The 14,448-nt window shown below is 69.2% G+C and carries 19 protein-coding genes; 9 read left to right on the top strand and 10 right to left on the bottom strand.

What is annotated here, in order from left to right:
* Nucleotides 1-34: 34 nt before the first annotated feature.
* On the bottom strand, nucleotides 35-784 hold the full coding sequence (locus A176_RS30705) for a hypothetical protein (protein ID WP_002635984.1): 750 nt from the start codon (nucleotides 782-784) through the stop codon (nucleotides 35-37).
* Nucleotides 785-839: 55 nt separating this feature from the next.
* Here A176_RS30705 and A176_RS30700 point away from each other — a divergent pair, with 55 nt between their 5' ends.
* On the top strand, nucleotides 840-1,397 hold the full coding sequence (locus A176_RS30700; protein WP_002635983.1) for a DUF2378 family protein: 558 nt from the start codon (nucleotides 840-842) through the stop codon (nucleotides 1,395-1,397).
* 14 nt (nucleotides 1,398-1,411) lie between these two features.
* On the opposite strand, the gene A176_RS30695 is transcribed toward A176_RS30700, so the two are convergent.
* From A176_RS30695 to A176_RS30685, 3 genes are all read right to left on the bottom strand, one after another.
* Complete coding sequence (locus tag A176_RS30695) at nucleotides 1,412-1,840, bottom strand: hypothetical protein (protein ID WP_002635982.1); 429 nt, start codon at nucleotides 1,838-1,840, stop codon at nucleotides 1,412-1,414.
* A gap of 204 nt (nucleotides 1,841-2,044) precedes the next feature.
* Nucleotides 2,045-2,611 (bottom strand): endonuclease dU, encoded by a 567-nt coding sequence (locus tag A176_RS30690; protein WP_002635981.1) that lies wholly within the window; start codon nucleotides 2,609-2,611, stop codon nucleotides 2,045-2,047.
* A 68-nt stretch (nucleotides 2,612-2,679) separates the two neighbouring features.
* On the bottom strand, nucleotides 2,680-2,883 hold the full coding sequence (locus A176_RS30685; protein WP_002635980.1) for a cold-shock protein: 204 nt from the start codon (nucleotides 2,881-2,883) through the stop codon (nucleotides 2,680-2,682).
* Between the two features lie 359 nt (nucleotides 2,884-3,242).
* Between A176_RS30685 and A176_RS30680 the strand changes: the two genes are divergently transcribed.
* The 4 genes from A176_RS30680 to A176_RS30665 all read left to right on the top strand — a co-directional run bounded on the left by A176_RS30680 (nucleotide 3,243) and on the right by A176_RS30665 (nucleotide 5,327).
* The gene (locus A176_RS30680) at nucleotides 3,243-3,704 is read left to right on the top strand and encodes an SPW repeat domain-containing protein (RefSeq protein ID WP_002635979.1); all 462 of its coding nucleotides are present in this window, start codon (nucleotides 3,243-3,245) and stop codon (nucleotides 3,702-3,704) included.
* Nucleotides 3,701-4,021 carry a transcriptional regulator gene (locus A176_RS30675; protein WP_002635978.1) on the top strand — a complete coding sequence of 107 codons (321 nt, stop codon included), beginning with the start codon at nucleotides 3,701-3,703 and terminating at the stop codon, nucleotides 4,019-4,021. Before A176_RS30680 ends, A176_RS30675 begins: the two co-directional genes overlap by 4 nt.
* Before the next feature lie 234 nt (nucleotides 4,022-4,255).
* The gene (locus tag A176_RS30670) at nucleotides 4,256-4,744 is read left to right on the top strand and encodes an SRPBCC family protein (RefSeq protein WP_002635977.1); all 489 of its coding nucleotides are present in this window, start codon (nucleotides 4,256-4,258) and stop codon (nucleotides 4,742-4,744) included.
* Nucleotides 4,745-4,781: 37 nt separating this feature from the next.
* The gene (locus tag A176_RS30665; RefSeq protein WP_044890368.1) at nucleotides 4,782-5,327 is read left to right on the top strand and encodes an SRPBCC family protein; all 546 of its coding nucleotides are present in this window, start codon (nucleotides 4,782-4,784) and stop codon (nucleotides 5,325-5,327) included.
* Between the two features lie 59 nt (nucleotides 5,328-5,386).
* Here A176_RS30665 and A176_RS30660 read toward each other — a convergent pair whose 3' ends face one another.
* On the bottom strand, nucleotides 5,387-5,743 hold the full coding sequence (locus A176_RS30660; RefSeq protein ID WP_044890369.1) for a hypothetical protein: 357 nt from the start codon (nucleotides 5,741-5,743) through the stop codon (nucleotides 5,387-5,389).
* Between the two features lie 203 nt (nucleotides 5,744-5,946).
* Nucleotides 5,947-6,918, bottom strand: coding sequence for an aldo/keto reductase (locus tag A176_RS30655; RefSeq protein ID WP_002635974.1), 972 nt, complete (start codon nucleotides 6,916-6,918; stop codon nucleotides 5,947-5,949).
* A gap of 262 nt (nucleotides 6,919-7,180) precedes the next feature.
* Here A176_RS30655 and A176_RS30650 point away from each other — a divergent pair, with 262 nt between their 5' ends.
* Together A176_RS30650 and A176_RS30645 are read left to right on the top strand one after the other, a co-directional pair.
* Entirely contained in the window at nucleotides 7,181-7,543 is a 363-nt protein-coding gene (locus A176_RS30650) for a YciI family protein (RefSeq protein ID WP_002635973.1), read from the top strand.
* A 26-nt stretch (nucleotides 7,544-7,569) separates the two neighbouring features.
* The gene (locus A176_RS30645) at nucleotides 7,570-8,826 is read left to right on the top strand and encodes an RNA polymerase sigma factor (RefSeq protein WP_044890370.1); all 1,257 of its coding nucleotides are present in this window, start codon (nucleotides 7,570-7,572) and stop codon (nucleotides 8,824-8,826) included.
* A gap of 234 nt (nucleotides 8,827-9,060) precedes the next feature.
* On the opposite strand, the gene A176_RS30640 is transcribed toward A176_RS30645, so the two are convergent.
* Nucleotides 9,061-9,768 (bottom strand): glutathione S-transferase family protein, encoded by a 708-nt coding sequence (locus tag A176_RS30640; protein ID WP_002635971.1) that lies wholly within the window; start codon nucleotides 9,766-9,768, stop codon nucleotides 9,061-9,063.
* Nucleotides 9,769-9,896: 128 nt separating this feature from the next.
* On the opposite strand from A176_RS30640, the gene A176_RS30635 reads away from it, so the two are divergent.
* Complete coding sequence (locus A176_RS30635; protein WP_002635970.1) at nucleotides 9,897-10,784, top strand: LysR substrate-binding domain-containing protein; 888 nt, start codon at nucleotides 9,897-9,899, stop codon at nucleotides 10,782-10,784.
* Between the two features lie 10 nt (nucleotides 10,785-10,794).
* Here the strand turns inward: A176_RS30635 and A176_RS30630 are convergent, their stop codons facing one another.
* The 3 genes from A176_RS30630 to A176_RS41295 form a co-directional block, all read right to left on the bottom strand.
* Nucleotides 10,795-11,391 (bottom strand): class I SAM-dependent methyltransferase, encoded by a 597-nt coding sequence (locus A176_RS30630; protein ID WP_002635969.1) that lies wholly within the window; start codon nucleotides 11,389-11,391, stop codon nucleotides 10,795-10,797.
* A complete protein-coding gene (locus A176_RS30625) occupies nucleotides 11,375-12,727 on the bottom strand; it encodes a cytochrome P450 (RefSeq protein ID WP_002635968.1) in 1,353 nt (450 codons plus the stop codon). The genes A176_RS30630 and A176_RS30625 overlap by 17 nt, the downstream gene beginning before the upstream one ends.
* 122 nt (nucleotides 12,728-12,849) lie before the next feature.
* Entirely contained in the window at nucleotides 12,850-12,933 is an 84-nt protein-coding gene (locus tag A176_RS41295) for a cittilin family RiPP precursor (RefSeq protein WP_226994427.1), read from the bottom strand.
* 265 nt (nucleotides 12,934-13,198) lie between these two features.
* Here A176_RS41295 and A176_RS30620 point away from each other — a divergent pair, with 265 nt between their 5' ends.
* Nucleotides 13,199-14,446: an alpha/beta hydrolase family protein gene (locus A176_RS30620; RefSeq protein WP_002635967.1), complete on the top strand. Its 1,248-nt coding sequence runs from the start codon at nucleotides 13,199-13,201 to the stop codon at nucleotides 14,444-14,446.
* Nucleotides 14,447-14,448 lie beyond the last annotated feature (2 nt).

The raw sequence follows: 14,448 nt of genomic DNA, 5'->3' as shown, positions 1-14,448 counted from the left end.
TTCCCGGGGACGGTGCGGGTCCGTCCCCGGGCGCTCAGCCGCCGGCGTACAGCGGCGTCATCGCGTCCACGATGGTCGCCATCAGCCGCTGGCCGTCCGGCGTGTCCGGACACAGCCCGCCCCAGACGAGCGTGGTGCGCTCCGCGACGGGGCGGAAGTACATGCGCCCGCGCATGCGGACCGGCTCGTAGCTCTCACGGCCCAGGAGGTAATCCTCCTCCGGGACGCCGAACACCGCGTAGTACGTGAGGTCCGGCGCGTCCGCGTCCTCCACCCGGTGCAGGCCGCTGGGGATGATGCAGCCCACGTCCGCCACGTGCCACGGACCCTCGCGGCCCTGCCGCACGTCCAGCACCTCGAAGCACATCTTCGACGCGGGACAGCCCAGCTCCCCGGCCGTGAGGAAGTTGTAGTCCAGCCGGGGAATCTCCAGCATCTCGTCCAGGTCCGGCCGGCCGTCGCGCGTGAAGCCCCACGGGCTGCCGTCCCGCTTGTAGGAGCGGATGCCGTAGGCGCCGTAGAAGACGTTGTACCAGGGGCTGTGCGGGTTGAAGTAATCCGAGCACCCCGCGCGGCCCCGGAAGTCACCGATGGTGAAGGCCACCAGCAGGTCCATCAGCCGCTTGGTGTCGAACGCCAGGAAGGGCTCGTGCGCCACCGCCCCAATGGAACCGCGAAGGGCGGGCACCGGCGTGGCGATGCCGGCCTCCTCCAGGAAGTTCTTCTTCCCCGGCAGCGGCGTGGCTTTCATGGCCAGGATGGCGAGCTCTCGTTGCAGACCCATGGAATTCCTACCCCCTCGCGGCACATCCTAGCGGAGGCAGGGTACACTGCTGAACATGCCGGAGAAGCTCGTCTTCGAGCACACCTTGGAGGGCCTCTTCGTGCGAGGCCTGGGCGCGCGGGTGACCCCCGTGCTCCGCGAGCGGCTGCGGGAGGTGGGCGTGGACCTGGAGCGCAAGCTTCAGCCGGCCTACAGCTTCGACACGTGGTGCTCGGCGGTCCGGGTGGCCGCGCGCGAGCTGCACGCCGACGTCACGGACGAAGTGGGCTACGCGCTGCTCGGCGAGCGCATGGTGGACGGCTACCGCGAGACGGTGCTGGGCCGCGCCGCCTTCGGGGTGATTCAGTTGCTGGGCCCCCGCAGGTGCGTGAGCCGGGCGCGGCAGATGTTCCGCTCCGGCAACAACTACACGGAGACGCGGCTGGATGACGTGTCACCCAGCGAAGTGGACCTGTGGATGAACGAGGCCGGCGCCATCCGCTACTTCACCCAGGGCGCGCTGCGGGCCGGACTTCGGGCCGTGGGCGCAACCCATGCGGAGGTGGCGGTGCGCGCCTTCACCGAAGAAGGCGTCACCTACCGGCTCACGTGGCGCAACGGACGCGAGGCCTGACGGGCCCCGCGTGCTCAGCGCGCCGCGTGCTCGGTCGCGCTCTCCTGCGGGGTGCCCAGGAAGTAGCGCGAGCGCGCCTTGGCGAGCTGGGCATGCGCTTCCTCCAATGACACGCAGTCCAAGGTGATGTCGTTGTCCGCCGCCGCCGCGGAGGCCACGCGCGCCGTCTGGAGCCGGGCGATGGTGGAGTCCGAGACGTGCGCGCACATCACGCAGCCCATCTGCCGGCCATAGGCCACCACCTCACCGAAGAGGACGGCCGACTCGGGCTCCAGCGTCCTGAGTCCCCGCATGTCCGCGAGCACCAGATGGCGTCCCCCTCCGTAGGAGTCTGTCTCGTGACGGTACCGACTGGCGAAGTCCCGCATCTCGTTCGGCCTGACGAACCCACTCAACCGCACGGTGACGGTACGGCGATTCTTGTCATTGATGACTTCGAACATGCGTGCGCCCTCCTCGCGAGGCAAAGATTAACATGAAAACAGACGCCGTTCCACGTAGCCCTGGAGGGCAGGGTCATGGATGGAAGGGTGTGCATGTTTGTCTGTTTTATCTGGCGGCGATGGAAGTTTCGCTCGCGTGGGCATCCGCATGTGTTGCGGGTGCAAAGCTGCGCTGCGGCGTGAAACCCGGCGGGGCGGGCGGCGTCAAGCGCGCTGGCTGCTTTCGCCGGTGACGACGGCCGAGCCAATCAGATGCGCCAGCCGGAGCGCCTCGGGGACGTTGCCGCGGTCCGTCACCAGGTTCAGCGCCTCCGCCACCCATGCGGGCTCGGCGCCTTGGACCTGGAAGGTGAAGCCTCCCAGTTGGTGGATGGGGCCCGCGCGCTTCAGCCTGGCCCAGCGCGCGTCCGCCCGGGGCAGGCGCCGCAGCGCGCGCTCCACGGCGTCCAGGTCCGGTGGCCGCCGCATCACCGCCGCGCAGGGGCGTTTCAGCCGCGCGGCCAGGGCGGGCAGGTCCACGACATTGAAGCCGCCAAAGGCAATGCCATCCAACAACACCAGGTGAAGCTGCGGCAGGAACTTGCCGCCCTCCAGCAACCGGCACACCGCTTCCGTGGCATTCCAGCCGTCCCGGCGCACGCGTCCCCAGACGAGTCCTTCGAAGCGCGTGCCCGCGCAGACGACACCCGCCAGCGGAACCGCCGCGCCCGGCCGGCGTGCGAAGGGACCGTCATCAAAACCGATGACTCTGGGAAAACGTGGCAATCGCATGGAAAATGAGAAAGCCCGGACCCGCCAGCGCGCGAGACCGGGCTTTCCTGGCTTCGCCGGACCGCCGTTCAGGCCGCGCGAACGTTCTGCGCCTGCAGGCCCTTGGGGCCGCGGCCTACTTCGAACTCCACCTTCTGGCCTTCCTGCAGGGTGCGGAAGCCATCCATGTTGATGGCGCTGTGATGGACGAACACGTCCTCACCGCCGCCGTCCTGCACGATGAAACCGAAGCCCTTCGCATCGTTGAACCACTTGACGGTACCGGTTGCCATGAATCGCGTTCTCTCGTTCCAAAGCGGCTGGGTTGCCGCGGATATCGCCCTCTCAGAATCTGAAGGGCCTTGCTGCGGCCTCTAGTCTGCCCGGGGCGGGCCGCCGAGTGGAAGCCCCCCTGGCTGCCTGGCAGGCAAGAACTTGCAGGTGGACAGGGTTCCTACCCCCGGTGCCCGGGCAGGCGAGGGGCGTATCGCCATGCGTCAGGGTCCGCGTGGCTACCGTAGTGGCGACTTCACGACGGGATGCCCGGAAGGAGCGCCACATGGCTGAGCCGCAGACCTGGAGTTCGTCCACCCCCCGACTCGTCCCACCACCGGCCCCCGAGGGGCGCGTACGGCGGGGCCTCCGCCGCGCCATGGACCGGGGCGCCGCCGCGGGCATCCTGTCCCGGCCGCTCCTGGGACGGTTGCCATTGCGCCGGTGGGTGCCCCAGGACCTGCACTCCCTCATGGACTACAAGGGCGGCGCGGCCACCCTCGCGGCGGGTGTGTTGTCCGGGGACCCCGTGGCAAAGTCCGCTGGCGTGGCCCTGGGCGCCACCATCCTGGGTGTGTCCGCGTTGACCGACTACCGCTTGAGCCTGACGAAGCTCATTCCCATTGAGGCGCATGAAATCGCGGACCATGCCTTTGGCGCCGCGGCCATCCTCGCGCCCTTCGTGCTGGGGTATGCGAAGCGACGCCCGCTGGTCGCCGCCATCCATGTGGTGGTGGGCGTGACGACGATTCTCGCGTCGCTGGTGACGGACTACCGGTGCCAGACGGGCATGCACCTGGGGGGTGAGCTGGCGACGGACCCGGGAGCGAAGGGCGCGTGAGCGCTCCCGTCCCTCCGGCGCGCGGCAGCACCGTGCGCGGCGCGCTGGAGGCGGCGCTGGCCTCGGCCCCGGAAGGCGGCCTGACGGCCAAGGACCTCTCCGCGTTGGTGGGCATCTCCGAAAAGGACGTGGCGGGGCACCTGGAGCACCTGGAGAAGTCGCTCAAGGCGCAGGGCTCTCGTCTGGAGCTGCTGCCCGCCACCTGTCTGGCGTGTGGCTTCACCTTCAAGGAGCGCAGGCGCTTCACGCGGCCCGGAGCCTGTCCGGAGTGCCGCGCCACGCGCATCGACCCGCCCGCCTTTCGCGTCACCCGCTGAAAGACAGACACGCGGACGGGGTGTCACGCTTCGTGTGGGGCGGTGGCACGTGGCGTCCCCGGGCCTGGGTGGCCACGGCGCATGACAGGGGGTCGGGCTTTCGCCCACCTGGCGCGACGGCGACGATATTATACCGTTTGGTTGACAGGCGACGCTGGGTGGCGGAAGTTAAACCAACTGGATGAATGTCGCGTGCGCGGGGCGGAGGTCCCGGCGCGAGGGGAGTGAACGGCAATGACCTCGACGCAGGATTCGAAGGCGGCACCGGTCGCGAAGGCCACGATGATGATTCGCCGTCCCGCGGCGGAGGTCTTCGCGGCGTTCGTGGATCCGGCCATCACCACGAAGTTCTGGTTCAGCCGAGGGAGTGAGCCGCTGCGTCCCGGTGGCACGGCGCAGTGGTTCTGGGACTGCTACGGCGTGTCGGCGACCGTGAAGGTGCTCGACTTCGAGCCCGGCGCGCGCCTGCGCATCCAGTGGAACGACCCGCCGGCGGTGACGTTCGTGGAGTGGACCTTCACCGCGCTGTCGCCGGAGCGCACCTATGTGCGCGTCGTCGAGTCTGGCTTCCACGGGGACGACAAGGCCGTGGTGGCGAGCGCGCTGGACAGCACCGGCGGCTTCAACATGGTGCTGGCGGGCGCCAAGGCCTGGCTGGAGCACGGCCTCCAGCTCGACCTCGTCCCGGACCACTTCCCCGAGGACGCGCGTCACCTGGGCTGAACCTGTCCCTTGTCGACTCACCTCATCAGAGACCATCATGAAACGTGACTCCCACGCCCAAATGCTGTCTTCCGACACCGTGCGCATCGAGCGTCTGCTGCCCGGGCCCATCGAGCGTGTCTGGGCCTACCTCACCGAGGCGGAGAAGCGCCGCTTGTGGCTCGCGGGTGGCGTCACCGAGACGAAGGTGGGCGGCAAGGTGGCGCTGGAGTTCCGCCATGCGGAGCTGTCACAGGACGCGGGCGACCCGCCGTCGCGCCACGCGGACATGACGCGGGGGCACGTCAACGAGGGCCGCGTGACGGCCTGCGAGCCGCCCCACCTGTTCGCCTATACCTGGGCGGAGAACCACGGAGACCCGTCGGAGGTCCGCTTCGAGCTGGCCGAGCGGGGTGAGGAGGTCCTGCTGACCGTCACCCACGTGCGTCTGGACGGCCGGGACTCGCGGCGCAGCGTGGCGGGCGGCTGGCACACGCACCTGGACCTGCTGGTGGACCGCCTGCGCGGGCAGCCTTCACTCAACTTCTGGGTCACGTACGAGCGGGTCCACGCGGAGTACCTCACGCGCCCGGGCTTCGAGTGACGTTGGGAAACGCCAGGCGCGGCCCGTGGAGGACCGCGCCCGGCGTCAGGTGCTGACCCTCAGCGGCAGTCCGGGTCGCCGAAGCAGAACGGGTTGCAGCAGCCATCCGAGATGCGGCTGCAGGTGTTGCAGGTGGGCTGCGGATCGTTGATGAGACCGCAAGCCGTCACGACGCCATCGCAGCTCACATGACCATTGTAGGCGGGGCCGGACGTACACGAGAACGCCGAACCCGAGCACTCGCGAGTCGAGCCATTCGCGCACTCGACCGTGACGTAACAGTCACCGCGCAGCGCGGCCTCCTGGGAGACCACGTGCTCCTCGGCGCCTGCCGGGGCCTGGCTCTCGGAGGGCGGGGTACCGCAGGCGGTCAGCATCACCAGCGCCATGACAACGATTCCGGCCGTCGACTTCATGAAAAACCTCTCTTGGGTTGGGGGACCGCGGGGCTCCCGAGTGGGCCCGGGAGGCGGCCTGATACCCGTGAGTCACGGGCGGCCACGGCGGCAGGAAATATGAAAGGAATTGCCTGCCGTCAATAGCGCCGCGTCGCGCGAGATGGGTGTCTTTTCCAACCAGATGAGAGGGCTTTGTGGCGATTTATGTCTCGCTCAGCGCGTCACCAGGCGTAGTCCTCGGGAGCGGGCTTATGGCCTGGGAAGATGTCATCCAAGCGTGACAGGGATTTTGCATCAAGTGTGACATCGAGCGCACGGATGGCGGATTCGAGCTGCGCGGAGGTCCGCGGCCCGATGATGGGCGCGGTCACCGCGGGCTGGTGGAGCAGCCACGCCAGCGCGACGTCTCCCGGCTCATGCCCGAGTTCCCCGGCGAAAGCCTCGTAACGCTCGATGCGGTCGCGGTGCTTCTCCAGGGCGTCCTGGACGCGTCCCTCGAGCCGGCGCTTGCCTTCGCGTTCCTTGCGGAGCACGCCGCCCAGGAGTCCGCCTTGGAGCGGAGACCAGGGGAGGAGGCCCACGCCGTGGAACTGCGCGGAGGGAATGACCTCCAATTCCACGGTGCGCGCCATCAGGTTGTAGAGCGACTGCTCGCTGACGAGCCCGGTGAAGTTGCGGCGCGCCGCCACGGCCTGGGCTTGGGCGATGTGCCAGCCCGCGAAGTTGCTGCTGCCCGCGTAGAGCACCTTGCCCTGGGCGACGGCCACTTCCATGGCCTGCCAGATTTCGTCCCAGGGCGTCTCCCGGTCGATGTGGTGGAACTGGTAGAGGTCGATGTAGTCGGTACGCAGGCGCTTCAAGCTGGCGTCCAGCGCGCGGCGGATGTTGAGCGCGGACAGCTTGCCCTCGTTGGGCCACTCGCCCATGGGGCCGTAGAGCTTGGTCGCGAGCACGGTGCGTTCGCGGCGCCGGCCGCCCTGTGCGAACCAGTTGCCGATGACCTGCTCGGTGCGGCCCTTGTTCTCGCCGAAGCCGTAGACGTTGGCGGTGTCGAAGAAGTTGATGCCGTGGTCGAGCGCGGCATCCATGATGGCGTGCGACTCCGGCTCCTCGGCCGTCCAGCCGAAGTTCATCGTGCCAAGGCAGAGCCGGCTGACGGACAGCCCCGAGCGTCCCAGATGCGTGTACTTCATGGTGACTCCTCACGGGCCGGATGAAGGGTCATCCCTCCCGAGGGCGGCCCGGCCACGACGCCGCCCTTCGGGATGCGGTTCCTCGCAAGGACCGCATGCTTCGCCAGAATGGGTCCGGGCCGATGCGGTCATTTGAGCGAATCGCCTCGAAAGCGGAAAATCGAAAAGAAACCCCCGCGAAAATGACGGTCGATTCTGGGGACTTTCGTTCGACCACGGAAGCAGGGAGGCTCTTCTCCCCTGCGCCCGTGAGGAATGACCCATGAAGTACCTGTTGATGATCTACGAGAACGAGAAGGCCTTCGAGTCACTGCCCGAGGCCGACATCCAGCGGGTGATGGGGGAGTACGCCACCTTCACCGAGGCCCTCCACACGAGCGGCAACTTCATCGCGGGCGAGGAGCTGGAGCCCACCGCGGCGGCCACCACCGTGCGCATCCGTGACGGCAAGCGCCTGACGACGGACGGCCCCTTCGCCGAGACGCGCGAGCAGTTGGGTGGCTTCTACCTCGTGGACGCGCGGGACCTGGACGAGGCCATTGGCATCGCTTCCCGCATCCCGAGCGCGCGCCATGGCTCCATCGAGGTGCGGCCCGTGCGGGAGTTCACCCCGCCCGAGGCCTGACGCCTGTCGGGCTGGCCACGCGTGTGATGACGGACCCCGCCACCATTCTGGAAAGGGTGCACCGTGAGGACTACGGGCGCCTCGTGGCCACGCTCATTCGCGCGCTGGATGGCGACTTCGGCGCGGCCGAAGAAGTGGTGCAGGAGGCCTTCGCCGCGGCCCTGGCGCAGTGGCCGCGTGAAGGCGTGCCGCGTGAGCCCGCAGCGTGGCTGATGCGCGCGGCACGCAACAAGGCGGTGGACCGCGTGCGTCGCGGGGCGCGGCTGGATGCCCGCGTGGGCGAGCTGGAGGTGGTGGCGCGCATCGAGCAGGCGCTGGCACCGCTTCCCGATGGCGCGGAATGGCAGGCGGTGCCCGACGATTCGTTGCGGCTGCTCTTCACGTGCTGCCATCCCGCCCTGTCGAGTGAATCCCAGGTGGCGCTCGCGCTGCGCTGCCTGTGTGGCCTGACGACGGAGGAGATTGCCCGCGCGTTCCTCGTGTCTCCGGCCACGCTGGCCCAGCGACTGGTGCGCGCGCAGCGGAAGATTCGCACCGCGCGCATCCCCTATGTGGTGCCCGCGCCAGACGCGCTGGCCGAGCGCACCGAGAGCGTGCTGCACACGCTCTATCTCGTCTTCTCGGAGGGGTACGCGGCCACGGACGGGCCCGAGTTGCTCCGGGTGGACCTGTGTGAAGAGGCCCTGCGGCTGGCCCGGTGGGCGCGCTCGCTGTTGCCTCGCGACGCGGAGGTGGCGTCCCTGCGTGCCCTGATGTTGCTTCACCATGCGCGCCGCCGTGCGCGCGTCGCGGCGGACGGTGGACTGGTGCTGCTGGACCGGCAGGACCGCGCGCTGTGGGACCAGGGGCAGATGGCGGAGGGCCTTACGGAGCTGGAGGCCGCGCTCGCGATGGGGGCACGGGGCGCGTACACCGTGCAGGCGGCCATCGCGGCGCTGCACGCCCAGGCGCCGCGCGCGGAGGACACCGACTGGGCGCAGATTGCGTCGCTGTACGAGCGGCTCTGTGTGTTGACGCCCGGGCCCGTGGTGGCGCTCAACCACGCGGCGGCCGTGGCGATGGCGCGGGGGCCCGAGCATGGGCTCGCGTTGGTGGATGACTTGGAGGCCTCGGGGCGGTTGGCGGACTACCACCTGCTGCCCGCCGCGCGCGCGGACCTGCTGCGGCGCCTGGGACGCAAGGAAGAGGCCGTGGAGGCTTACCGGCGGGCGCTGGCGTGGGTCCGCACCGCGCCGGAGCGGCACTTCCTGGAGGCGCGGCTGCGCGAACTGGGCGTGGAGTGATGGGCCTGCCTTGGCGCGGGCCCCCACGGGTTGGCGCATCGGCTCCAGTGCTGGCCCGCACCGCGCTGGAGCTGCGCCTCCTGAAGGTTCGGCTGCGCGAGCTGGGCGCGATGTGTCGGCCTTGGCGCGGGCCCCCACGGGTCGACGCATCCGTTCCTGTGCTGCTCCATCACCCACGCCGGGCGCGCGCCACCGACGTGGGCTCACGGTGCCGCACCGGACGCGCCGCGTGTCTCAGGCGGCCACCCGCTGGAGGACCTCGTCAAGACGGACGTGGCCCTGGAAGGCGCCGTTGCCCCGAGGCGACTCTCCCTTCTCGATGGCGTGGGCGAACTGAACGCCGGGGTCGGCCTCCAGCCGCTCGAACAGCGCCTGGAGCTTCGGATAGTCGCGGCGGTCCAGCACCTGGTGATACCGCGTCCACCGGGCGATGCCGGCGAAGTAGGCATCCGCCAGGGTGCGGTGCTCCCCGAGCAGCCAGGGCCCGTCTCCCATCAGGCCATCGAGCTGTGCGTGCGCGGACACGACGTTGCGCGCGCCGAAGTCCTTGAGGACCTTCTTCTCCACGTCCGACAGTCCGTCGTGGTCGAGCACGTCCCAGAGCGGCGCGAAGGCCCCGAAGAAGGTGGTGTTCAGATAGGCAATCATCTGATTCAGCCGGTCGAACTCCGGCGTGCCCTGCGCGAACGCCAGCCCGGTGTCGACGCCTCGTGTGCCCAGGTGGTTGAGGATGGCCATGCTCTCGCGGACGAGCGCTCCCGAGCCGGTCATCAGCGCGGGCGTCTCCCCCACGGGGTTGATGCGGCGGTAGGCGGGGGAGGTGACGTCCTCCGGCATGGCGATGCGGCACAGCCGATAGGGGCGCCCCAGCCACTCCAGCGCGACGATGGAGCCGAATGAGCAGCCAGAGGGGATGCCGTAGAAGAGGGTGGGAAGTTCCATGAGAGGTCTCCTGTGTGGGACTGGAGGCGAGCTGCCTTCCATGGAGACAAGATGGCCGCGTCGGCGCGCGCCGTGTAGACAGCGGGTCGTGAACGCAAGGTCCACACCCGTGGACGATGAGGCGGGATTTGAATCTCAATGACCTCCATATCTTCGTCCAAGCGGTGGAGAGCGGCGGTTTCGCCGCGGCGGCCCGCCGGTTGAACATTCCCAAGTCCACGGTCAGCAAGCGGGTGGCCGAACTGGAAGACGGGCTCGGTGCGCGGCTGATTCAGCGCACCTCCCGGAGCTTCAAGCTCACCGACGTGGGGCAGTCCTTCTACGAGCACGCCCGAGCGGCTGTGATTGAAGCGGAGGCCGCGGCGAACGTGGTCCGCCGCCGCCAGTCGGAGCCCAGCGGCGTGGTGAAAATCACCGCGGCGGTGCCCACGGCGCAGTTCCGGCTCGCGAAGCGTCTGCCCTTGCTGGCGCGCGCGCATCCCAAGCTGCGCGTGGAGCTCTACGCGACGGACCGCTTCGTGGACCTGGTGCAGGAGGGCTTCGACATCGCGGTGCGCAGTCACTTCTCGCCGCTGCCAGTCTCCGGGCTCGTGCAGCGAAAGCTGTCGACGGAGTCCATCATCCTGCTGGCGTCACCGGGCTATCTGGCGGAGCGCGGCAAGCCTCGCCGGCCCGAGGACCTGAACGAACACGACGGGATGTTGACCAGCGCCACCGCCACCCATTGGGACCTGCGCGGGCGCAACGGTGAAGCCGTCACCGTGGTGCCGCGCGTCCGAATGACCTCCGACGAGTCCCTGGTGTTGTTGCACGCGGCCATCGCCGGCCTGGGCGTCCTCTGTCTGCCAGAGACGCTCGCGCGCGCGGACGTGGAGGCGGGGCGGTTGGTCCACGTGCTGCCGGCATGGACCGCCGGCACGGTGACGACGACGATTCTGACGCCGCATCGCAGGGGCCAACTGCCCGCCGTGCGCGCCGTCATCGACTTCCTGATGGAAGAGGCGGGGGACGCGTGAGCGCCCCGGTCTACGACGCCACCCGTTCCAGGGAGGCGAGCCAGGCTGGCGCGCCTTCCGGGTCCGTCTGCTCGTAGTGGGCCTCGCGCAGGGTCCGCAGGCGCCAGCCTTCACCAAACGCAGCGCGAAGGGCCTCGGGAGAGATGGCCCGTGGGCCCTCTCGAAAGTACAGCGCGTGGTAGCGCCCGCCGGGACGGAGCACGCTCGCGAGGCTGGCGGCGAACGCCTGCCGGTCCCCGGGCTCGAAGACGTGCAGCAGCGCCGAGTCGATGACGGTGTCGAAGTGCCGGCCCAGCGACGGCAGCATCAGGGCGTTGCCCATGTGAAACTCCGCGGTGAGTCCTCGCGCGTAGGCCGCGTCGCGAGCCCGGGAGATGGCGGGCTCCATCATGTCCACGCCGCACACCCGCAGCCCCTGGGCCGCGAGGAACAGGGCGTTCTCCGCGAAGCCACACCCCACGTCGAGCACCTCGCCGGAAATCTCGCCGGCTTCCCATAGCTCGACGAACGCCCGCTGCGGGCGTCCCGTGTCCCAGGGCGCGCCCAGCAGGTAGGACGAGCGGAAGAACTCGCGCCGGATGTCCCAGCCCTCAGGCTCGTGCCGCATGCCGCGCCTCGCTTTCGAGTCCCCGCGCCGCGCGGGGATGGGGAATGAGCCGGACGCCCAGGGGCTGGAGCGCGAGCGCCGGCCGGGGCCGCACCACGCAGCCTGGGGCCAGCTCCAGCCGGTACCGCCGCGCCACGCAGGCGGTGATGAGCACCGTCTCCATCATGGCCAGCGCGGCGCCGATGCAGAACCGCGGGCCGCCGCCGAACGGAAAGTAGACGTACTTGTGCCGGCGCGTGGCGTCCTCGGACAGCCATCGCTCCGGGCGGAAGGCGTCGGGCGCATCGAAGTAGCGCGGGTCGCGGTGGGTGACCCATTGGCTCACCGCCAGCGTCGTGCCCGCTGGGACGTGGAAGCCCCCGAGCTCACAGTCGCGCAGCGCCTCCCGGCTGGTGATCCACGCCGGCGAGTACAGGCGCATGGCCTCCTTCACCACGGCTTCCGTGAAGCTCAGGCGCGGAAGGTCCTCGGCCCCGGGCAGGCGACCACCCAGCACCGTGTCCAACTCCTCTCTCAGGCGGGCTTCGGCCTCGGGATGCTGGGCCAGCAGGTACCAGGCCCACACGAGCGCATCCGCCGTCGTCTCGTGGCCGGAGAGGATCATCGTCGCCAGCTCATCTCGGAGCTGGGCCTCCGAGAGTGGCACGGGAGACGACAGCAGCAGGGCCAGCAGGTCCGTGCGCGATTCGGGATGTTCCCGGTAGCGGCGCAGGAGCGTCGTGAGCAGCGTGTCGAGCCGGTCGAGAGCCCGGCGCAGACGAAGGTTGGTGGGCGTGGGCACCCACATGGGCGGGCGCAGGGGGCTGTCGGTGTGCCGCATGACGGCGTCCACGGCGTCGGCCACGTGCCGTGCCTCGTCGTCGATGGGCGTGTGGAAGAGGAAGCGGCTGACGATGCCGAGCGCCAGCGCGGACACCTCCGCGTGCACGTCGCGCGCGTCTCCCGGGCGCCAGGTCTGGAGCATCTGCTCGGTGAGGGACACCACGGTGTCGCCACACGCCGCCACGTGCTTGCGATGGAACGCGGGTTGGACGAGCCGCCGCTTGCGCAGCCAGTCCTCGCCCTCGCTGTTCATCATCGCTTCGGGAAAGCCGCCTCGGTGGCGCTGCCCTTGCCCGACGCCGGCGAGCTTCACGAAGTTGCCGTCGCCGTTGACCAGGACCTTCTCGATGAGGTCCGGGTCGTTGAGGAGGAAGTTCCTCTTTCCCAGACGCACCACGTCGCCGTATTCCCGGGCGCAGCGTGTGAGAAAGCCCAGCGGGTCTTCCGAGAACTCCACCAGGTTGCCCGCGATGAAGTGGCCCTTGGGCCCAGGGGGAAGGCGCACCTGCGGCATGGAAGCGTTCCTGGGGGGAGAGACAGGGACATCAGCGGCGCGGGAGGGAGCGCGTGGACTCCTCCCACGTCGACAGGTTCTTCCAGTCCAACCGTCAGGGCACAATGCCTGACGGTCCTTGGCTAGTAATAGTGATACGGGACGGAGAGCTTGTCCGCGCGAGCAAACCGCATCAGCACAGCCAAAGAGTAGAGGGCCTTCTTCATGGCGAACTCCTGGGTCGAAGTGTGGGCGTGTTGCTTTTTGCTGCCACGAGGGTCAGCGATTTGAAATGTGCCACGGCCCGATAAGGCAATGCAAATGTCTGATATTGTGTATCGAGAATGAGAAGGTTCGTGGTGGAAACCCCCGGGTCGGTTGGCCTCGGGGGTGTCGCACCGAGGGGCGGGACTTCTCGGCGGGCTTCGGGCCGCCAGGCTGGTTGTTTGAATCCAGTCGCACCGGAAGGACGTTCTCCTTCGGGAGGACGCCATGGGCGAAGCACCCACGACCCTTGGTCACACCGGCGCGGGGATTCCCCAGCGCTTCTTCGAGGACCCGGACTTCGACTTCGAGGCACGGCTCGCGCTCGGGCTCGCCGCGCAGGGCGTGGGCGACGTGGGTCAGGTGTTGGCGACGCTCGCGGCCATCGAGGACGGCAGCGCGGACGGTTGGTTCCGTGCCTGGCGTGCCCGGGCGGAGCGGCTGAGCACGGAGGCGGAAGCCAGTGTCGCCAGGAGACAGGCCGAGCGTGCGCGCTGGGCCTTCCTGGCCGCGTCGGAGGCCTATTCCCGCGCCCTGGTCTTCACCACGGGCATGGCGGACCCGCGTGTCCTGGCGCCGACCTTCTCCCTGCACCGGAAGTGTTGGGACGCGGTCGTCGACCACTCCCAGGGCTGCTTCACCCGGGTGGACATTCCCTACGAGGGCGGGGCGCTCCCCGGGTACCTGCTGCGGCCCGATGCCACGGGCACGGCGCGGCCCACGCTGGTGCTGACGAATGGCAGTGACGGCTCGCTCACGGCGCTGTGGGGCTCAGGCGTCTCGGGCGCGCTGCGACGGGGCTTCAATGCCTTTGTCTATGACGGGCCCGGCCAGCAGTCCATGTTGTTCGAGAAGGGCATTCCCTTCCGGCCGGACTGGGAGGCCGTGCTCGTCCCCGTGGTCGACACGCTGGTGGCCCGTCCGGACGTGGACGCCCAGGCCCTGCTGGCCTATGGCATCAGCCAGGCGGGTTTCTGGCTGCCCCGGGCGCTGGCCTTCGAGCACCGCTTCGTCGCCGCCGTGGCGGACCCAGGGGTCATGGATGTCTCCACGTCGTGGACGTCGAACCTGCCGCCGGAGCTCGTCGCGTTGCTGCGCTCGGGGGACCGGGAGGCGTTCAACGCGGCGATGCGCGACGCGGAGGCGGACCCGGTGCTGGAACGCGTGCTGGCCTTCCGCAGCCGGCCCTACGGCATGCGGACGCCGTTCGACACCTTCACGGAGGTGTCCCGCTATCACTTGCGTGATGTCGTGGACCGCATCTCCACGCCCCTGCTCATCACCGACCCGGATGACGAGCAGTTCTGGCCCGGTCAATCCCAGGCGCTGTATCACGCGCTGCCGGGCGAGAAGGTGCTCGCCCGGTTCGTTCGCGAGGACGGGGCCCAGTTTCATTGTCAGCCCCTGGGCCGGACGCAGACGGACGTGCGCATGTTCGACTTCTTCGCCGAACACCTCTCACGCCGTGTGCATTAGCG

The sequence above is a fragment of the Myxococcus hansupus genome (assembly GCF_000280925.3).
GTDB lineage: Bacteria > Myxococcota > Myxococcia > Myxococcales > Myxococcaceae > Myxococcus > Myxococcus hansupus.
The sequence above is the reverse complement of the archived record's forward strand: the minus strand, read 5'-3'. Positions and strand labels throughout refer to the sequence as shown.

Coding starts and splice junctions, on each gene's coding strand:
- A176_RS30680 (WP_002635979.1), top strand. CDS start 3,243: ATGGACCGGGGCGCCGCCGCGGGCATCCTGTCCCGGCCGCTCCTGGGA.
- A176_RS30695 (WP_002635982.1), bottom strand. CDS start 1,840: ATGTTCGAAGTCATCAATGACAAGAATCGCCGTACCGTCACCGTGCGG.
- A176_RS30645 (WP_044890370.1), top strand. CDS start 7,570: ATGACGGACCCCGCCACCATTCTGGAAAGGGTGCACCGTGAGGACTAC.
- A176_RS30690 (WP_002635981.1), bottom strand. CDS start 2,611: ATGCGATTGCCACGTTTTCCCAGAGTCATCGGTTTTGATGACGGTCCC.
- A176_RS30620 (WP_002635967.1), top strand. CDS start 13,199: ATGGGCGAAGCACCCACGACCCTTGGTCACACCGGCGCGGGGATTCCC.
- A176_RS41295 (WP_226994427.1), bottom strand. CDS start 12,933: ATGAAGAAGGCCCTCTACTCTTTGGCTGTGCTGATGCGGTTTGCTCGC.
- A176_RS30625 (WP_002635968.1), bottom strand. CDS start 12,727: ATGCCGCAGGTGCGCCTTCCCCCTGGGCCCAAGGGCCACTTCATCGCG.
- A176_RS30665 (WP_044890368.1), top strand. CDS start 4,782: ATGAAACGTGACTCCCACGCCCAAATGCTGTCTTCCGACACCGTGCGC.
- A176_RS30660 (WP_044890369.1), bottom strand. CDS start 5,743: ATGAAGTCGACGGCCGGAATCGTTGTCATGGCGCTGGTGATGCTGACC.
- A176_RS30655 (WP_002635974.1), bottom strand. CDS start 6,918: ATGAAGTACACGCATCTGGGACGCTCGGGGCTGTCCGTCAGCCGGCTC.
- A176_RS30640 (WP_002635971.1), bottom strand. CDS start 9,768: ATGGAACTTCCCACCCTCTTCTACGGCATCCCCTCTGGCTGCTCATTC.
- A176_RS30630 (WP_002635969.1), bottom strand. CDS start 11,391: ATGCGGCACGAGCCTGAGGGCTGGGACATCCGGCGCGAGTTCTTCCGC.
- A176_RS30650 (WP_002635973.1), top strand. CDS start 7,181: ATGAAGTACCTGTTGATGATCTACGAGAACGAGAAGGCCTTCGAGTCA.
- A176_RS30670 (WP_002635977.1), top strand. CDS start 4,256: ATGACCTCGACGCAGGATTCGAAGGCGGCACCGGTCGCGAAGGCCACG.
- A176_RS30700 (WP_002635983.1), top strand. CDS start 840: ATGCCGGAGAAGCTCGTCTTCGAGCACACCTTGGAGGGCCTCTTCGTG.
- A176_RS30705 (WP_002635984.1), bottom strand. CDS start 784: ATGGGTCTGCAACGAGAGCTCGCCATCCTGGCCATGAAAGCCACGCCG.
- A176_RS30685 (WP_002635980.1), bottom strand. CDS start 2,883: ATGGCAACCGGTACCGTCAAGTGGTTCAACGATGCGAAGGGCTTCGGT.